Here is a 16,829-nt window from a genome sequence, read left to right as displayed (position 1 = left end):
ACGGCCCCCGCGCTGCCAAACTTGCGAACAACCTTCGGATCGCCGTCATATTCGGCCAGCGCGTCATCAATTCCGTCACGTCATGACCCTGAAATGTGGAGAGGGTGCCCCATAGCAGCGAGCGCGCTTTCATGAATGGCTTCACCCAACGTGGGATGCGCGTGAATGATCCCGGCCAAATCCTCCAAGACCGCCCCCATCTCGATCAGAGTTGCGAACTCTCCGGCAAATTCGGAAATGTGAGCCCCAACGGCCTGCAGGCCCAAGATACGGTGATCCGCTTTGCGCGCAACGATGCGGACGAAGCCACCACCGCTACCTGCTTCCATAGACAGTGCGCGACCATTGGCAAGAAACGGGAACTGTCCGATGGTCGTCTCGACCCCTGCGGGAACCTCATGCGGCAACAGTCCGACACTTACGATCTCCGGCTCGGTGAAGCAGACCGCAGGAATAGCGCGTGGCGCGAACCACCGCGTCTTGCCCGCGATGATCTCGGCCACACATTCTCCCTGCGCCGATGCCTTGTGCGCCAGCATGGGTTCACCAACGAGATCGCCTATCGCCCACACATTCGTGGTCGATGTCGCGCAGCGGTCATCGACGCGAACGAAGGGGCCGTTCATGGCAATATTCATCGCCTCCAGCCCCCAGCCCGCCACGTTGGGCCTGCGGCCAACGGTGACAAGTATCTGGTCGGCCGGTAATATTTTCCGTTCACCCGAGATAGTCTCGATCGCGAGCCCTTGCCCTTCTTCGCCCACCGCGCGTGCCTCAAGATACAACGCTACATCATGCGCTTTCAACCAGCGAAGGACCGGGGCGGTGAGCTTGGCATCATAAAGCGGTAGAATGCGGTCAGCTACTTCAACGATCGCCACCTGTGCGCCAAGTTTTCGGAAGGCGATGCCGAGTTCAAGGCCGATATAACCAGCGCCGACGACGACGAGCGATCGGGGGACGCGCGGGAGCGATAGCGCTTCCGTCGATGAAATCACCTTGCCCCCAAAAGGCAGGAATGGGAGGTCAACCGGAAGCGAACCCGTCGCCAGGACAACATGCTCGGGGCGGATCGTGACGACACCCTCAGCCGTTTCGACCGTGCATGTCTTGGCGTCTGAAAAAACGGCATGGCCGGTAATCACCTTGACCTTCGCTTTACGCAGCAATCCGTCAACGCCGCCGCTCAGTTGATCGACCACGCTCTCTTTCCAAGCAACCGTCACGCCAAAATCAAGCGTGGGTGCCGCTGTGAGCCCAATACCAAAACGGGGCGTGCGCGCAGCCTCGGTGATTTCGGCATGAAACGAGGCGGCCTGGATCAGCGCCTTCGACGGGATGCATCCCCTGATGAGACAGGTGCCGCCCAGCCTGTCGGCTTCAACCAGAATGGTATCGATCCCAAGCTGTCCGGCCCTGATTGCCGCTACATAGCCGCCCGGACCGCCGCCAACGACAAGCACTTTGGGAGAAAAGGATGTGGTCATTGCATCATTCCATGAAGAGGAGCGCAGGGTGCTCGATCAACCGCTTCAACCGCTGCACAAACAGAGCGGCGTCATAGCCATCGACGATACGATGATCGAACGATGAGGACAGGTTCATCATCTTGCGCACAGTCACGAAGCTGCCTTCTATCACCGGTCGCTCGACGATTTTGTTCGGGCCGATAATTGCCACCTCGGGATGGTTTATCACCGGCGTCGTCGTAATTCCGCCAAGCGTTCCCAGACTGGTGACCGTGATCGTCGAACCACTGAGATCTTCCCGTGCGGCGGTGCCAGCGCGCGCGGCGGCGCTGACCCGCGCCACTTCCCGCGCGAGGTTCCAAAGATCGTGCGCCTCCGCATGACGCACCACCGGAACCATGAGGCCGCCCGGCGTTTGTGTTGCGATGCCAATATGAATACCATCATAGCGGTGCAGTATGCCGGCATCGTCGTCGTATCGCGCATTTATATGTGGAAAGTCGGGTAGCGCCCGGACGAGCGCCAGCATGAAAAAGGGTAGCAACGTAAGCTTGGGTTGGTCAGGCTTTCGGTGCGCGTTGAGGTCCTGCCGAAGCTTTTCGAGTTCGGTGACGTCGGTTTCCTCGACATAGGCGATGTGAGGGATACGACGCTTGGCCTCCTGCATCTTTTCTGCGATTTTCCGCCGCAGGCCGATGATTTTGGTTTCCTGTACGCCTTCGCGTGCGATGTAACGTGCATCGTCGAGGGATATCGCTCCGTCACTTTTCAGATATGCATCGAGATCGTCTGCGGTGATGCGCCCGCCCGGTCCGGTCCCAGGCACAAACTGCAGGGCAACCCCGCGTTCGAAAGCCCTTGCGCGTGTGGCCGGCGACGCAAGCGGCACGTCGCCTTCCTCGCGCGTGGCAAAAGCAGCGACTGCAGGACGACGCGGCAGTGCACGGCCTTCTCCCTTTGCTGGAGAAGGAGGAAGAGCAGGAGGAGGATCGGTTACCGGTGGGCTCAGCTCGGCCAAAACGCTCGGTGCCAGAGCCGTCAACTCTTCAGTGATTGCCGCAGCATTGCCGACCCCATCAACTTCAAGTTCAATCAGCACCGAACCAACGGGCAGCATCGAGCCAATGTCCCCGTGAATTGCCGTAACGGTCCCATCGACCGGCGAAGTCATGTCAACGGTCGCCTTGTCGGTCATGACATCAACCAGACTCTGGTCTTCCTTGACCGTATCTCCAGGCTTAACATGCCATACGACGATCTCGGCTTCGGCAACCCCTTCGCCAACGTCAGGGAGCCGGAACAGATAACGGCCCATCAGTGATTCTCCATTGTACGCATAAGCGCTTTCGCCAGACGTCCAGGGCCGGGGAAATAGTCCCATTCGAACGCGTGTGGATACGGCGTGTCCCACCCGGCGACGCGTTCGATGGGGCTCTTTAGCGCCCAGAAGCATCGCTCCTGCACCAAAGCGGCCAGTTCGCCGCCGAACCCTCCAAAGCGAGACGCCTCGTGCAGGATCACACAGCGGCCGGTTTTGGTGACGGATGCGACGATTGTGTCCACATCGAGCGGCACGATGGAACGCAAATCTATCAGCTCGGCATCGACGCCGCTGTCGGCAATCCCGGCTTTGGCGACATGTACCATCGTGCCGTAGGCAAGAATCGTCGCTTCGCTTCCTTGCCTAACGATCGCGGCCTTGCCCAGCGGGACAGTGTAATGCCCTTCGGGCACCTCAGCTGTCGGATCACCTGCCCAGGTCTTGAGCGCCTGATCATGCCTCCCGTCGAACGGACCATTATACAACCTTTTGGGTTCAAGGAAGATCACGGGATCGTCGTCTTCGATCGCGGCGATTAACAGCCCTTTGGCGTCGAAGGGATTGGACGGGATCACCGTCTTCAGGCCGGTGATGTGTGCGAAGATCGCTTCAGGACTCTGACTGTGCGTTTGTCCGCCGAAGATGCCCCCGCCATATGGACTGCGGACCGTAATCGGCGCCCAGAATTCTCCGTTCGAGCGATAGCGCAGCCGCGCCGCTTCGCTGACGAGTTGGTCGAACGCGGGTAGGATATAGTCGGCAAACTGGATTTCGGGGACAGGCCGAAGGCCATAGGCACCCATGCCGATCGCCGTGGCAATTATGCCTCCCTCGCTGATGGGAGCATCGAAGCATCGTTGCATACCGTGCTTTTTTTGCAATCCGTCGGTGACACGGAAGACACCGCCGAAATAGCCGACATCCTGGCCGAAGATCAGCGTGTCAGGGTCATCGCCCAGCTTTACATCGAGCGCCGAGTTTAGCGCCTGGATCATGGTCATCGTCGCCATGTCAGATTCCAATCTCGCGGCGCTGTTCGATTGCGCGCCAGTCAAGTTCCTTGAAGACGCCCTCAAACATCTCGGCAACGCTCGGCTTGGATTTCCCCAACGTCCCGATCGCCTCGGCCGCACGCTGGGCAGCGCGCAGTGTCTCGGTCAGCTCGGATTCAAGTTGCGCATGCCGTTCTTCAGACCATTCACCCATATCGATCAGGTGCACCTTGAGGCGCTCGATCGGATCGCCCAGCGGCCAGTGGGAAGGCTCGTCTGCTGGCCGGTATTTGGTTGGATCGTCCGACGTGGAGTGCCCTGCGACGCGATAGGTCACAAACTCTATCACGGTCGCGCCGAGATTGGCCCGGGCGCGATCAGCTGCCCATTTCGTTGCAGCCCAGACCGCAAGAAAATCATTACCGTCGACGCGCAGCCCCGGCAGGCCATAAGCGAGCGCCTTGGCCGCAAAGGTTGTCTGCTCAGCACCCGCGATCCCCGCGAAACTCGAGATCGCCCACTGATTGTTGGTGATCACGAGGATCGCGGGAGCACGGTATACGCTGGCAAAGGTCAAAGCCTCGTGGAAATCGCCTTCGGCTGTCGTTCCTTCGCCAATATAGCCCAAAGCGATATGGCATGCGCCCTTATAGGCGGAGGCCATGGCCCAACCAACTGCATGGCCAAACCGGCTGCCGACATTGCCTGATAGCGAATAAAAGCCATAGTCGCGCGCGGAATACAAAATTGGAAGCTGTCGACCTTTCAAAGGGTCCTTTTCGTTCGAATAGATCTGATTGATCATGTCTTCGAGCGGATAGTCCCGCGCAATGAGCCACCCCTGCACCCGATAGGTGGGGAAACACATGTCCCCGGGTTCCAGCGCCAGCGATTGCGCAACACCAATGGCCTCTTCGCCGGTCGACTTAATGAAGAAACTGGTCTTGCCCTGGCGATGGGCGCGGAACATTCGATCCTCGAACAGGCGGGTCTGCAGCATCGCCCGCAAACCCGATCGCATCGTCTCGGGATCAAGGCCCGGGTCCCATGCGGCATTTTCCTCGCCAATCACGCGCACGAGGCCATAGGGGAACTCTCGCAACTCGGCCTCAGGCGTGTCGAATGCGGGCCGCTGCACCGCCGCCCCAGGCGCGAAGCTCAAATAGTCGAACCGCGAGGCATCGCCGGGCCGCGCAACGGGTTGCGGGATGTGCAGGCGCAAAGGGAGGCCGTTGTCGGTCATATACTCTCCGTAAGGACAGCTATGGTAGGTGCGCATTAAGGGTATTAATATTTCTCAATCGCGGAAAATTGGCTATGTCACGCAATCGTGACGGCGCTTTTTGCCTAATTTTAGGATATCGCTTTCGTGGACCGCATCGATCGAAACATTCTGGCCATCATGCAGGACCAGCCCGATCTTTCAACGAGTGAAATCGCTGAGCGGGTGGGGTTATCCAACACGCCTTGCTGGCGGCGGATCAAGAAACTGGAAGCCGATCGTGTCATTGCCGGCAAAGTCGTTTTGCTCGATGCGAAGGCACTGGGGCTGGCAGTCACTGTCTTCGCCGAGATACGCCTTCGACTACATGACGAGGAAACACTGCTCGCGCTGGAAGCGGCAGTGGCGCGCCAGCCCGAAATTGTCGAATGCTTCTCGGTAAGTGGTGAAAGCGATTATATGGCCCGGATCGTCACGCAAAGCATTGAAACATATGAAGCATTCCTGAAAAAGGTATTGCTTCATCTCCCGGGCGTTGTCGCCGTGAATTCGCGATTTGCGCTGGGATGCGTCAAAATGACGACTGCTTTGCCGATCTGATTTGGGCATGGCGGTTGTGCGTTGGACGCCATCCTTGCCTGGCTGGGGGGCGGTCGATAGGGTTGGTGGCTGTGCATAGTTTGGCCCGATTCTCACTCAAGCGCGCGTGCGCGATGCTGTGCGTCGTGCTCGCGCTGGCGTTCGCCGGCGGGTCGGCAAGTCGTGTCGTCGATCGCATCCTGCACCAGCCGGGCGGAACGGTAAGCCACGCGCATCTGCCGTTCAGCGACATCGCCTTTGATGAAGACCATCATCATGGCGATCATGCGGACGCAGCCGACCAGGACGATGGCGCGAACCCGGACCATAAGTCGGGGCCGGGTCACCACCATCATAGCGACAGCGGTTGGGGCCTGCCGGCACTGGTCGCGGCCGACACGGTGAAGTCCGGTCTTGGCGCCGACCGCCATGGCCGAACGCGCGATCGGGCGCTGCCCGGCCGTTCGATCTACGGTCCCGAACGACCTCCCAAGCACAGCACGACCAGCGTCTAAGCCACTGCGTCCGCTGGTCGGGCGCGGTCATTTGACACGCCTGCTCGTGAGACCGCATTGCCATGTTTCAATCCACCGATGCGCGCTTCGTCGCGCGCTCCCGCCGCGCGCTGGCGATCGGCGCGGCGCTGATCGCGCTGTTCGCCGGTGATATCGCCGGCGCGCAGGAATTATCGCTTTCCGACGTCCTCGCCCGCGCCGCCGCCGGCGATCCCACCGCCCCGGCAAGCAGCGCCCGCGTGACCGCCGCCGAGGCCGGCGTCCGCCAGGCGGATGTCGGGCCCCGTCCCGTGGTCGGGGTCGATCTTGAGGAATTCGCCGGTCGATCGCTCGCAAGCGACGCTCTATTACGAACGGACGTGGGAGCGCGGCGGCAAGCGCGAGGCGCGAACCGGCGTCGCGCAGTCTGAATTGAGCCTCGCGCAGCAGCGCGGCCGGCTGCGCACGCTCGACCTGTTGGCGCAGGTGCAGACCGCCTGGGTCGACGCGCTGGCGGCGCAGGCGGCAATCAGCGTCGCCGAAGACCGGCTGGCGCTCGCCGCGCGTGCCGGAATCGGCATGGCACGACGGTTGGGCAATGGTCGCTACGCCGCATAGCGATCGCGGCGACAAGCAATTGAACCGCTGACCTATGTCACCAAATTTGCCAGCGGCTGCAGACATCACGCCGCCAAACGCTGGGTTTCGGGAAGACGACGGCAAGCCTGATACGATGCGGATTCGGTCAAATCGCCATCGTCCTCCGCCGTCCGCACCCGTTCTATTGCATTGTATCGAGCGATGAGGAGGCGAACGTCCGGCGTTGCCCGGAGAAACAAATCCGAAAGCAGCGGCCCGATCGATGCTGTGCCCTCCCGGGCCGCCAGATGCCCCGCGAAGATGTCGAAAGGTGGATTGAAGGCGCCCGTCAGTTCACCATTCGCCCAGGAGCATCGGTGAAAAACCAGGCCCAGCATCTGCCGCTTCATTTCATCGGGAAGGCCGGGCAGCCGCAGATGTAAGCATCGCCCCATATCCAACAGCGCCAGGCCGGCATCAAGCAAGGCCCCTGGCATGCCGGCCATTGCGCTCGGATGGTGCAAGGAGGCCACATTGGCCCCAGCCTCGTTATTTTCCAGACAACCCGGCTCTACTGCATTGCGGATATCCTGGAACGGATCCCTCCCGCATCGAAGTTTTCTGAGCAGACTCAGAAAATGCTGCTCGAGCGCCTCTTGCCGGACAAAACGCTCTGGACACCGCCCGCGAAATCCGGAGCAGCGATAATAGATATATTTGCCCTTCTGCATCTGGGCGACGAGTGCGCAGCCACAATGCCCACACTTGATAAGGCCGGTGAATGGGAAGAAATGCGGCTTGGCGCGAATGTTGGCGCTGCTCCGCTCGTCAAGCGTCTGCTGGACCGCGTCCCAAATGTCTTTGGACACGAGGGGTTCGTGCACCCCGGCGTAAATCTCGCCCCGCCATTCAAACGTGCCCGCATAGAGGCGATTGCGCAGAATGCCATGAACAGTGCTGACGCCGACTGGTCTGCCGCTCCGACGGTACCGCATTCCGGCGTTCCGAGCCATCCCCGTCACTTCCTTCAAGGAATAGAGGCCTGTAGCGTACCAGTCGAACAGGCGCGTCACTATCGGCGCTGCCTCGGGATCGACTGCGATGACGTTTCTCCCCTGCCCGTCCCTGACGTTTCGATAGCCGATCGGCGCACAGCTTGGCCAATGGCCCTGTTGCGCCTTCTCGATCATCCCTTTGCGCGTTTCCTCGGAAAGATTGTCGATATAGGCCTTGGCCATCAGCACCTTGATGCCGTGGACGAACTTCTCCGACGATCGGCAGCCCTCAGACATCACGACATTCTCTTTGACGAAATGGACCTCGACGCCGAGGTCATCGATCGTCGCCCAGTCCTTCAGATTGCGGTAGAGCCGATCGGTCTTCTCGACGAGAATGATCCGGACCTCCGGATGCCGGCGCAGATAGCGTAACATGTTGCCGAAGGCGGTCCGACCGCTCTTCCTGGCAGTTTCCACGTCGACATGGCTCGATACCACCGCGATACCGTTCAGCACGGCATAGTCTTCCAGCAGCTTGACCTGAGCGGGAATCGAATAGCCTTCACGCTGCTGCTCCGGCGTAGAGACCCGTGCATATAGGACCGCCTCGCGGACCTTGAGATGATGATCATTGTTCTTACGGTGTTTGTAACGGCTCACTGCACTTCTCGGCCTTGCCAACCCATTGCTCCTGTTGAGATTCTTTCCGTTGAACGGGCGTCTCTGGAGCAGTAAAGGTTAATACGATACCGAAACGATTTGAAAAAACATGCCTCCTCCCCCTCGCGCTGCCCTGGGTGAGCGCATCTTTACGTTTGGCGTGATAGCGATTATATCTTCTCCTGAAGGAGATAATTTATGAATGCGCTGACGCGAGCATTCACCCCTGCTGAGGCCGCTGTCGTCGGCGGACTGGAACTCAAGGCAGTCAACAATGCAATCGACAAGCGCATTGTCGAGGTGTCAATCCGCGCCTCCAAGCGGCGCGAGCTGACGGCGGAAAATGTGCTGCAACTCAAGCTGTGGCACGAGATCGGCCCGATCCTGTCGCAGGAGCGCAGGCAGCGCCTATTCGGTCTGATTCACGATAACCCTTTGGCTCGTACGATCAGGGCAGACAATCTGGTGATTGTCGACGTTGCCGAGGCACGCAAGCAGATCGGCCAGCGTACGAAGGATCTGGGCGAGGCCGAAACTATGGTCGTCAAGTCGCGCGACACCATGGGGGGCGAGCCAGTGTTTAAGGGTACGCGTATTCCGGTTCGGCTGGTCGCGGCCATGCGCGCTCAGGGAGCCGACGACGCCGAGATACTGTCAGGCTATCCCAAGTTGACCGCACGGCAGCTTGACCTCGCCGAGATCTGGGCTGCGGCCCATCCGCGGCGTGGCCGGCCAAAGTCGCTTGCCGATCAAGGGCTGAAGGCAACATCATCGCGCCGGATCAAGCGTGACAGCGATCCGTTGGCGAAAATCAGCGACACGTCGCTCTCGCACCCGTGAGATTTCTGATCGACGAGTGCCTGCACACCTCGCTGGTCGAGGTGGCGCAGGCACGCAATCACGAGGTCTGGCACGTCAACTGGCTCGGTCTGAGTGGCACGACCGACTGGGATCTGATGCCGCGCATCATTGCCGACGACTGCACCTTCGTGACCAACAACGCCGCCGACTTTCGTCGGCTATATGCACATGAAGAGGTCCACGCCGGACTGATCATCGTCGTGCCTCAGGTGCCACCGGCCGAGCAGCGCGAGCTTTTCGACGCGTTGCTATCTGAACTGAGGGAGGGTGAAGAGCTTCTGAACGAGGTGATCGAGATCACGATCGACGGCCAGGACATCCTCTTCACCCGCTACGATCTGCCCGGCCCTTGAGGCGACTTTGGGGTGCTGCACGGTAGCGGCCATGACCGACCTTCACGAGCAAGCCTTCGTTGCACATCGGGGAGAGATAGCAGCGAGGAATGCCGATGTCGGTGAGATCCTTCGTTCGAACCTCACCTCTTTTCCGAGCAAGGGCAACAGCGCGTTCTCTCAAGGATGGCTTCGGATCTCCCTCCGACCTTACACGCTCGGCGCGATCACGTTCGCGTTTCCGAATGCCGTGCGTGGGCTCTCGTGGAGATGCGAGGGGAGCATCAGAAGCAAAAACGGCAGCTTCATCTGACCATACGAACAAGGATCTTCTTGATAAAGCTCGGAATCGTGATATTGTTTTTCTTGCCTCATAGGATGCGAAAAGCAAAATTGTTTTAAACGTGTCCTGAAATGGGAGCCACTACTCCAGACAAAAAGGGCTGGCTTGCCCCCTATAGGGCAGCGCGCTTTTCGACCTCGATCAATATGGCGATAGCCGCTCTGGTCGCTTCGGCAATTGCAGCATCAGCTTTTTTTGCATCCACGGTCGGGCGGTCCAGATAGATCGCCAGCACATAATCCTTGTCGGCAGGTGATTGTAGCACCGCAACGTCGTTGAAGGCCGTTCCGCAGCTCCCGGTCTTATCGCCTACACGCCACCCTTGCGGCAAACCCGCACGAATGCGTGCTCCTCCCGTAGTGCTTCCCTCCAGCCAGCCTCGCAGTTGCGCGGCAGCGGGCGCGGGTAAATCCTGAAACAGCAGACGCGCCATGACGGTGGTAATCGCCAATGGGCTGGTGGTATCGCGCTCATCGCCCACGGCATTCTCGTTAAGTGCAGGTTCGTTGCGATCCAGGCGTGTCACTGTGTCGCCATGCGCCCGGAGAAATGCCGTCAGCCTCTCAGGCCCGCCCGCCAGCGGGAGCAGAAGATTCGCAGCGCTGTTATCGCTGACCTCCACCGCTGCCTTGGCTAGCGTGGCGATAGAGAGATTGCCTTTTTTGATGTTAGCTTCAACTACAGGAGCATGTTCCAGCACATCGGAGCGGCGGATCGGCAAAGTATCGTCCATGCTGTAGCGGCCTTTGTCGGCGCCCGCCAAAATGGCGGCAGCGAGAGGCGCCTTGAATGTCGAGCACATTGCAAACCGCTCTTCACGGTTGAAGCCCAGGATGAGCTTTCCCTGCGCATCCACAAGCGCAATCCCAAGCCGCCCGCCGGTCGCATCCTCTATCTGTCGCGGATTTTTCACCTGGACAGGCTTGGTTGCCGTCTCAAGAAAATCGAGCTTCAGGCGCGGCGCGGACTGGCTCAGTGACGCTGTGCCTGTACCAAGGAGCAAGGTCGCGGCGAGGAGGAACTTCAAACGCATCGCGCGCTTATGCCCAACGCCGGCCTACATTGTCCATGAAATGTACGACCGAAACATCTTTCGAAGACAGCTACATGCCCCGCATGTCATGGCTTTGGCTAGGAATATACACCGTGAGGCTCTGTATAGCCGCACTCAGGACAATCTGGCACGAGAGCCGGCTCGTTCGGGTGGCGGCGGCTGCAAGGTCCAGCATATCTTCCTCGGCGTCGGTGGCACGCGGTAGTTGCCCAAAGTCATCTGCGCACACGATCACGTGGCAAGTCGAACAGGCCATCTGTCCTTCGCACGTGCCCTCAAGCGGCTGTCCGGCGTTCTGCGCAACATCGAGCAGGATCGCGCCTGCCGGAGCGTCCACATCCTGACGCTTCTTGCCGTCAGCGCTGATGAAGGTGACTTTCGTCATGTTTCGTGCGCTCCGTTGGCGACATGGAGTTGCCGCTCCGCCGCTTGCGTGATCGCCCCCGCTGCATCCTCTAACTCGCCGACGCTTGTATAGCGGCCAAAGCCGATCCGCACCGATCCCCTGGCCTCTTTGTCCGATAGCCCGATCGCTTGCAAGACATGACTGGGGCGACCAGAGCCACTTGCGCACGCGGAGCCTAACGAGAAGGCGATGTCACGGCAGTCCGAGAGAAGCCGCGCGCCGTCCACGCCATCCCGTCGCAGGCTCACATTGCCGCGATATCGCTGTTCGAGGCTTCCATTGACGGCCCATCCCTCGAACAGTTTCAGCGCTTTCTGCCAAAGTTCTTCGACATGGTGAGCATCGGCCTCGCGGCGACGCTGCATGAGGTCGGCCGCAACGCCGAAGCCGGCACAAAGCGCCGGCGATAAAGTTCCCGATCGGAGCCCGCCTTCCTGCCCGCCCCCGTGGAGCAGAGGCGGCAACGTCAGACCATTTCGCAGCCAGAGCGCGCCAACACCCTTGGGCCCATGAATCTTGTGTGCACTGATCGCGACGGCGTCGGCCTCTTGCGGCAATGCGGCGCGGCCAAATCCCTGTACAGCGTCGCAGAGGAACCGAGCGCCCGCCGCGCGCGCCAAATGGCAAAGCGCGTCGACGGGCTGGATCACGCCTATCTCGTTGTTGACGAGCATGGCAGTCACCAGAGCGGTGTCGGGCGTGATCGCCAGGCGGGCAATGTCCAGATCCACCAAGCCGTCACGCCGCACCGGAAGCAGGACAGGCTCAAAGCCCCTTCCTTCAAGCGCCAACACGGTGTCCCTCACCGCGGCGTGCTCGGTAGCAAGCGTCACGATCCGGCGGCGGCCGGGCGGCGCGCCTTGGGCCATGCCGCTGATGGCAATGTTGAGCGCTTCGGTCGCGCCGGAGGTGAATATGATCTGGCCTGGGGGCAGCCCCATCGCAGCACCTATGCGATCGCGAGCAAGCTCTACCTGCGCGGCCGCCTGACGACCCGCTCTGTGCGTGCTGTGCGGATTGCCGAAATGATCGCGCAACAGCGGCACCATGGCCTCGAACGCCTCGGGTGCCAGCGGAGTAGTCGCCTGATAATCGAGGTAGATCATGCCGCTATGTTCCGCCAGGTGGTGACAAAGCGGTCAACATCCCCGGTAGTCGTCTGTGGGCCAAAGCTGACGCGAATGACCTCGCCTGCGGCTTTTTCTTCCCAGCCCATGGCCCTCAACACATGGCTGCCCTTCAGGGTCCCGGACGAGCAGGCGCTGCCCGCAGACACCGATATCCCCGCCATGTCGAAGCGGATGAGTTGTGCGCGCGCTGAGACTCCGGGCATTCGATAGCTGGCGATCGTCGGAATGCGTGGCGACTGGGCGGCTACGACCTCCCCTCCGGAAGCTACGATCGCTTCGTCAAGCTGAGCCCGCAATTTAATCGCCGTGTGCAACCAGTCGCGGGGTGCTTCCAGTGCCGCTGCCATAGCCAGGATCGCGGGCAGGTTCTCGGTTCCCGCCCGATAGCCCTGCTCCTGCCCGCCAGAGGGATGGATCAACGTGAGGTCCCGAATCAAAAGCGCGCCGACGCCAGGTGGCCCGCCGAACTTGTGCGCGCTGATGGCGATCATAGTTGCGTCGGGCAGCGGGAACTTGCCCGCCGTCTGCGCGCAATCCGCGAAAAGTAGGGGGACGCCCTCCAAAGGCTGAATGACGCCGGTCTCATTGTTGGCCTGCTGGATTGCGTTCAGTGCGTCAGATGCGACATCCTCGACGATGCCGTCGGAATCGACGGGCAACCGAAAGGCCGAGGGAGTCACACGCAGGACGGCGTCGTGCTCCACCGATGACGTTGCGACGCGCTCAGCTTTGGCACGGGTCAAGGCGATGGAGATTGCCTCACTGGCGCCTGAGGTAAACAGGATGTGCCCTGGCCAGTCTAGCGCCTTGGCAATTCTCCCGCGTGCTTCCTCCAGAACAGCCCGCGCTGCACGGCCATCGGCGTGAGGGCTCGACGGATTGGCCCAGCGCGTCATGCCGTCCACCATAGCCGCCATGGCTTGCGGCAGCATCGGCGTGGTTGCGGCGTGATCCAGATAAAGGCGGTCCGGGGCGGGCATCGGTGGTCGTGTTACACTCATTGATTGCGAAAAGGGGCGCGGCATCTATATAGGCGGCAAACCCGCCATAGCCACAGGCGAAAGCAGGCCGATCCCGTGCCTGCCGACCGCAACGGCCAGACTATAAGAGCAGAGCGCCATGCCCGACGTGATTTTCCCCGGCCCCGAAGGTCGCCTGGAGGGGCGTTTCAGCCCCCCGCCCCGCCCGCGCGCGCCCGTCGCCATGATCCTGCACCCGCATCCGCAGGGTGGCGGCACGATGAACGACCGCATCACGCAGGCGCTTTACAAGACGTTCGTAAAGCGCGGCTTTGCCGTGCTGCGGTTCAACTTCCGCGGCGTCGGCCGCAGCCAGGGCACGTTCGACAATGGCATCGGTGAGCTGTCCGATGCAGCTTCGGCGCTCGATTGGGTGCAGAGCTTCCATCCCGAAGCGCAGACGACCTGGATCGCCGGTTTCTCCTTCGGCGCGTGGATCGCGATGCAGTTGCTGATGCGCCGGCCGGAAATCCGCGGCTTCATCTCCGTCGCGCCGCCCGCCAACATGTACGATTTCAGCTTCCTAGCGCCCTGCCCCTCTTCCGGCATCATCGTCCAAGGCACCAACGACGAAGTCGTGACGGCAAGCGCGGTGCAGAAACTGGTCGATAAGCTGCGTACGCAAAAGGGCATTACCATCCATCATGACGAAATCCGTGGCGCGAACCACTTTTTCGAACATGAACTGGATCAGTTGATGAAGTCGGTCGACAACTATCTCGACATGCGGCTGTCGCCGGACTCACCTATTCGCTGAGGCTATCGCCGACGTTCACAGTGGCACGGCCCAGATTGCGACATTGGCGAACATGACGGCGCCTGCGCCGATCATGAGCCATCCCTGTTTGCGATCACGCCCGGTCGTCAGCATGTATATACCGCCACCTGTCAGGGCGATCCCGGCGAGCATGAGTACGGAAAGGATCGTTCCGCTCATAGGACTGTGGGCGTGGTGATCGGAAAAAATGGGCGTATGTCTAGCATTGGTCGGCCCTAGCGCAGGTTACGGGCCGTGAAAAGTAGGAGCCTTAGTCAGCGCGCTTCCGCTTCCTCTGGCCGTGGAGCCGCGATGTCGATTGCATGAGGCGCCACCTTCACCGTAACCGGAGTCGAAGCAAGCACTTCGCCATCGATGGAGATACGGAGGCGCGGCCGCGTATCGAGTGTGAAGGACTGGCCCGTAAACTCCTCGGTATGCGCATTCCGCTCCCGCAGTTTAAAGAACTTGGTGTACCAGTCCACCGCGAGTTTCAGACGGCTGCGGCCGACGACGGCCTGAATCACGATCCGGCCGCTGTCGACATCCGCATGTTCCGAGAGCTGGACACCGCCGTGATAATTGCCATTCAGGATACGGACCTCAGTCGACCACATCCGGCGCTCACTGTCGCCTTCGCCGATGATGAGCCTGAACGCCCGAAAATTTATCGAACATCTCAGCGCCCAAAGCAGGTAGCCGATGCGGCCGAGATAGCGCTTCAATTTATGCGGCACGGTATCGCCGATGATCGGCGACAGTCCAATCGAGGCGGCGTTCACGAAATAATCCCCGTTGATCATGCCGAGGTCGATCCGGCGGCGTTCTCCGCTCGCGATCACGTCCACCGCTCCGTCGATATCCAGCGGAAGTCCAAGCGTCCGCGCAAAGCTGTTCGCCGTCCCCAAGGGCAATACGGCGAACACGCAGTCCCTGCCCACCACCTCGTCGACCGTGCCGGACATCGAACCGTCGCCGCCTCCGACGATCACCATGGGCACGCCGCTTGCCACGGCGTCTCGAACGACATCGTTCAATCGCGAAGGGTCGCGGACCGCATGAGCCGCAAGCAGCGTCATGCCCGCTGCCTCAAGCTTCTCCTTGGCCTGATGAAACAATGCCTCGCCCTTGCGGGAATGTGCGTTCACGATGAGCGCAGCCTCGCGCGGGAGCGGTTTTGTTGGCATGGCAGAACAACTCATGACTGCATCAGACGATCCCCCGGCAACCAGTTTCCTTTTCGACAGTTGAACGCCCATGGCCCGCATCGCACATCTCTCCGACGTTCACTTTGGCGCGAACGACCCGAAAATCGTGGCAGCAACGGAGGCTTGGTTACAGCAGCAGCAACCCGACCTCGTCATCATCAGCGGCGACTTCACGCAACGAGCGCGCGTCAATCAGTTCCGCGAAGCCTCGGCCTATGTTAATCGCCTTCGCGCGTCGGGGTTCAAGCTGCTGATGGTGCCCGGCAACCATGACGTGCCTTTATACGACGTCGTCCGACGCTTCGCAGCGCCCCTCGACCGATACAAGCGCTACATCAGCAACGATCTTTGCCCCTGGTTCGAAAACGATGAGGTGGCGGTCCTGGGGCTGAACACCGCACGGTCCCTCACCTTCAAGGACGGCAGGCTCAATCACGAGCAACTGCGGATGCTTCACGAACGGTTCGCGACCGTCGCCGACAGGAAGACGCGCATCCTGGTCACTCATCATCCCCTCTTCGCAATGCCGATCGGCGAAGGCGGAGAATTGAGCGAGGCCGTCGGTCGCCATAAAGATGCAATCAAGGCAGTTTGCGAAGCGGGCGTGCACATTGCATTGGCCGGACACTTTCACCAGACATACGCGGAGGCGGCGCGCAAGATGGTGGAAAATGCCGGCAAGTCTTTGATAATACAGGCAGGAACGGCCACATCCACACGCCTGCGCAATGAGCAACCACAAAGCTTCAACTGGCTCCACGTCCACCATCACAACGAGATAGAGCTTCAGGTGGCGGTCTGGGACGGCGCAGGGTTTCAGCGGGGAAATCATGTCAAATATGATTTCTACGGAGAGAACTGGACCTCGCATCCCATGTCCGATGGGAAGGCAGCCGGTGCAGCGGAAACCACCACTGGGGTGCGAACCGCGGCGGCTTGATTCCCAGTATCTTGGCCGAAACAAATTGACGTTAGCGGTGTGTTAGTGATTTATAGCGGTGGGCGCGCCACAACTAATAGTTCATGACACAGCCATGCGAACGAAGATCCTGATCAGCCTGATGCTTGCGATTTCCACGACGGCCGCGCCGCGGGCCGCGGCGCAAACATTCATGTTCGAAACAGGTAATACCCTGCTCGAAAAGTGCCAGAATAAAGCGCCCGAATATGCGCTCGCGTGCTCAGCCTATATCGTGGGCGTAGTGGATGGCATCAAGAAGGATATCTTCCTTGGTCGGGCTCCCGACAATTGCTGGCCGAAGCAACTGGCCGCGAAGGAGGTTCACGACTTGGTGGTCAAATACCTCAAGGCTTATCCTGATCAGCGCTCTTTCCCGGCATCGCTCACGGTAAGCGTCGCTCTGAACGACGCCTATCCCTGCCAGAAATAATGCCCGCGCACCGG

The 16,829-nt window shown here is 60.4% G+C and carries 20 protein-coding genes; 9 read left to right on the top strand and 11 right to left on the bottom strand.

Translation table 11 applies throughout. The annotated features are described in order from the left end of the window. Positions 1 to 80: 80 nt before the first annotated feature. The 4 genes from lpdA to QHC67_RS01920 are packed head-to-tail and all read right to left on the bottom strand — an operon-like array spanning position 81 to position 5,025. Positions 81 to 1,487, bottom strand: a complete 1,407-nt coding sequence (gene lpdA, locus QHC67_RS01935) for a dihydrolipoyl dehydrogenase (protein ID WP_319290369.1) — start codon at positions 1,485 to 1,487, stop codon at positions 81 to 83. Between the two features lie 4 nt (positions 1,488 to 1,491). Continuing rightward, positions 1,492 to 2,784 carry a dihydrolipoamide acetyltransferase family protein gene (locus tag QHC67_RS01930; protein ID WP_319290366.1) on the bottom strand — a complete coding sequence of 431 codons (1,293 nt, stop codon included), beginning with the start codon at positions 2,782 to 2,784 and terminating at the stop codon, positions 1,492 to 1,494. Beyond that, positions 2,784 to 3,800, bottom strand: a complete 1,017-nt coding sequence (locus QHC67_RS01925; protein WP_319290364.1) for an alpha-ketoacid dehydrogenase subunit beta — start codon at positions 3,798 to 3,800, stop codon at positions 2,784 to 2,786. The genes QHC67_RS01930 and QHC67_RS01925 overlap by 1 nt, the downstream gene beginning before the upstream one ends. 1 nt (position 3,801) lies before the next feature. Beyond that, a complete protein-coding gene (locus tag QHC67_RS01920; RefSeq protein ID WP_319290362.1) occupies positions 3,802 to 5,025 on the bottom strand; it encodes a thiamine pyrophosphate-dependent enzyme in 1,224 nt (407 codons plus the stop codon). Between the two features lie 126 nt (positions 5,026 to 5,151). On the opposite strand from QHC67_RS01920, the gene QHC67_RS01915 reads away from it, so the two are divergent. The 4 genes from QHC67_RS01915 to QHC67_RS01900 all read left to right on the top strand — a co-directional run bounded on the left by QHC67_RS01915 (position 5,152) and on the right by QHC67_RS01900 (position 6,695). Continuing rightward, positions 5,152 to 5,604 (top strand): Lrp/AsnC family transcriptional regulator, encoded by a 453-nt coding sequence (locus QHC67_RS01915; RefSeq protein WP_319290360.1) that lies wholly within the window; start codon positions 5,152 to 5,154, stop codon positions 5,602 to 5,604. An 80-nt stretch (positions 5,605 to 5,684) separates the two neighbouring features. Then, positions 5,685 to 6,098, top strand: a complete 414-nt coding sequence (locus tag QHC67_RS01910; RefSeq protein ID WP_319290358.1) for a hypothetical protein — start codon at positions 5,685 to 5,687, stop codon at positions 6,096 to 6,098. Between the two features lie 62 nt (positions 6,099 to 6,160). Then, complete coding sequence (locus tag QHC67_RS01905; protein ID WP_319290356.1) at positions 6,161 to 6,508, top strand: hypothetical protein; 348 nt, start codon at positions 6,161 to 6,163, stop codon at positions 6,506 to 6,508. A gap of 1 nt (position 6,509) precedes the next feature. Further along, on the top strand, positions 6,510 to 6,695 hold the full coding sequence (locus tag QHC67_RS01900; protein WP_319290353.1) for a hypothetical protein: 186 nt from the start codon (positions 6,510 to 6,512) through the stop codon (positions 6,693 to 6,695). A 65-nt stretch (positions 6,696 to 6,760) separates the two neighbouring features. Here the strand turns inward: QHC67_RS01900 and QHC67_RS01895 are convergent, their stop codons facing one another. Beyond that, complete coding sequence (locus tag QHC67_RS01895; protein WP_319290349.1) at positions 6,761 to 8,314, bottom strand: recombinase family protein; 1,554 nt, start codon at positions 8,312 to 8,314, stop codon at positions 6,761 to 6,763. 198 nt (positions 8,315 to 8,512) lie between these two features. Between QHC67_RS01895 and QHC67_RS01890 the strand changes: the two genes are divergently transcribed. Together QHC67_RS01890 and QHC67_RS01885 are read left to right on the top strand one after the other, a co-directional pair. Further along, complete coding sequence (locus tag QHC67_RS01890) at positions 8,513 to 9,154, top strand: DUF433 domain-containing protein (protein ID WP_281823172.1); 642 nt, start codon at positions 8,513 to 8,515, stop codon at positions 9,152 to 9,154. Continuing rightward, complete coding sequence (locus QHC67_RS01885) at positions 9,151 to 9,528, top strand: DUF5615 family PIN-like protein (protein WP_281823171.1); 378 nt, start codon at positions 9,151 to 9,153, stop codon at positions 9,526 to 9,528. The genes QHC67_RS01890 and QHC67_RS01885 overlap by 4 nt, the downstream gene beginning before the upstream one ends. Positions 9,529 to 9,962: 434 nt before the next feature. On the opposite strand, the gene bla is transcribed toward QHC67_RS01885, so the two are convergent. The 4 genes from bla to QHC67_RS01865 all read right to left on the bottom strand — a co-directional run bounded on the left by bla (position 9,963) and on the right by QHC67_RS01865 (position 13,420). Continuing rightward, positions 9,963 to 10,883, bottom strand: coding sequence for a class A beta-lactamase (bla, locus tag QHC67_RS01880; RefSeq protein ID WP_319290340.1), 921 nt, complete (start codon positions 10,881 to 10,883; stop codon positions 9,963 to 9,965). Positions 10,884 to 10,953: 70 nt separating this feature from the next. Further along, positions 10,954 to 11,289 carry a 2Fe-2S iron-sulfur cluster-binding protein gene (locus tag QHC67_RS01875; RefSeq protein WP_319290338.1) on the bottom strand — a complete coding sequence of 112 codons (336 nt, stop codon included), beginning with the start codon at positions 11,287 to 11,289 and terminating at the stop codon, positions 10,954 to 10,956. Continuing rightward, a complete protein-coding gene (locus QHC67_RS01870) occupies positions 11,286 to 12,416 on the bottom strand; it encodes a cysteine desulfurase family protein (RefSeq protein ID WP_319290335.1) in 1,131 nt (376 codons plus the stop codon). Before QHC67_RS01870 ends, QHC67_RS01875 begins: the two co-directional genes overlap by 4 nt. Further along, positions 12,413 to 13,420 (bottom strand): cysteine desulfurase family protein, encoded by a 1,008-nt coding sequence (locus QHC67_RS01865; RefSeq protein ID WP_319290333.1) that lies wholly within the window; start codon positions 13,418 to 13,420, stop codon positions 12,413 to 12,415. Before QHC67_RS01865 ends, QHC67_RS01870 begins: the two co-directional genes overlap by 4 nt. A gap of 139 nt (positions 13,421 to 13,559) precedes the next feature. Between QHC67_RS01865 and QHC67_RS01860 the strand changes: the two genes are divergently transcribed. Next, the gene (locus QHC67_RS01860) at positions 13,560 to 14,216 is read left to right on the top strand and encodes an alpha/beta hydrolase (protein ID WP_319290331.1); all 657 of its coding nucleotides are present in this window, start codon (positions 13,560 to 13,562) and stop codon (positions 14,214 to 14,216) included. 15 nt (positions 14,217 to 14,231) lie between these two features. Here the strand turns inward: QHC67_RS01860 and QHC67_RS01855 are convergent, their stop codons facing one another. Together QHC67_RS01855 and QHC67_RS01850 are read right to left on the bottom strand one after the other, a co-directional pair. Next, positions 14,232 to 14,396 carry a hypothetical protein gene (locus QHC67_RS01855; RefSeq protein ID WP_319290329.1) on the bottom strand — a complete coding sequence of 55 codons (165 nt, stop codon included), beginning with the start codon at positions 14,394 to 14,396 and terminating at the stop codon, positions 14,232 to 14,234. Between the two features lie 95 nt (positions 14,397 to 14,491). Continuing rightward, positions 14,492 to 15,403, bottom strand: a complete 912-nt coding sequence (locus QHC67_RS01850) for a diacylglycerol/lipid kinase family protein (protein ID WP_319290327.1) — start codon at positions 15,401 to 15,403, stop codon at positions 14,492 to 14,494. A gap of 70 nt (positions 15,404 to 15,473) precedes the next feature. Here QHC67_RS01850 and QHC67_RS01845 point away from each other — a divergent pair, with 70 nt between their 5' ends. Together QHC67_RS01845 and QHC67_RS01840 are read left to right on the top strand one after the other, a co-directional pair. Continuing rightward, the gene (locus tag QHC67_RS01845; RefSeq protein ID WP_319290325.1) at positions 15,474 to 16,364 is read left to right on the top strand and encodes a metallophosphoesterase; all 891 of its coding nucleotides are present in this window, start codon (positions 15,474 to 15,476) and stop codon (positions 16,362 to 16,364) included. Between the two features lie 94 nt (positions 16,365 to 16,458). Next, complete coding sequence (locus QHC67_RS01840) at positions 16,459 to 16,815, top strand: Rap1a/Tai family immunity protein (RefSeq protein WP_319290323.1); 357 nt, start codon at positions 16,459 to 16,461, stop codon at positions 16,813 to 16,815. Positions 16,816 to 16,829 lie beyond the last annotated feature (14 nt).

This window comes from Sphingobium sp., from assembly GCF_033795625.1.
Lineage (GTDB): Bacteria > Pseudomonadota > Alphaproteobacteria > Sphingomonadales > Sphingomonadaceae > Sphingobium.
Note: the sequence above shows the minus strand (reverse complement) of the source record. Positions and strands in the feature narration are given on the sequence as shown.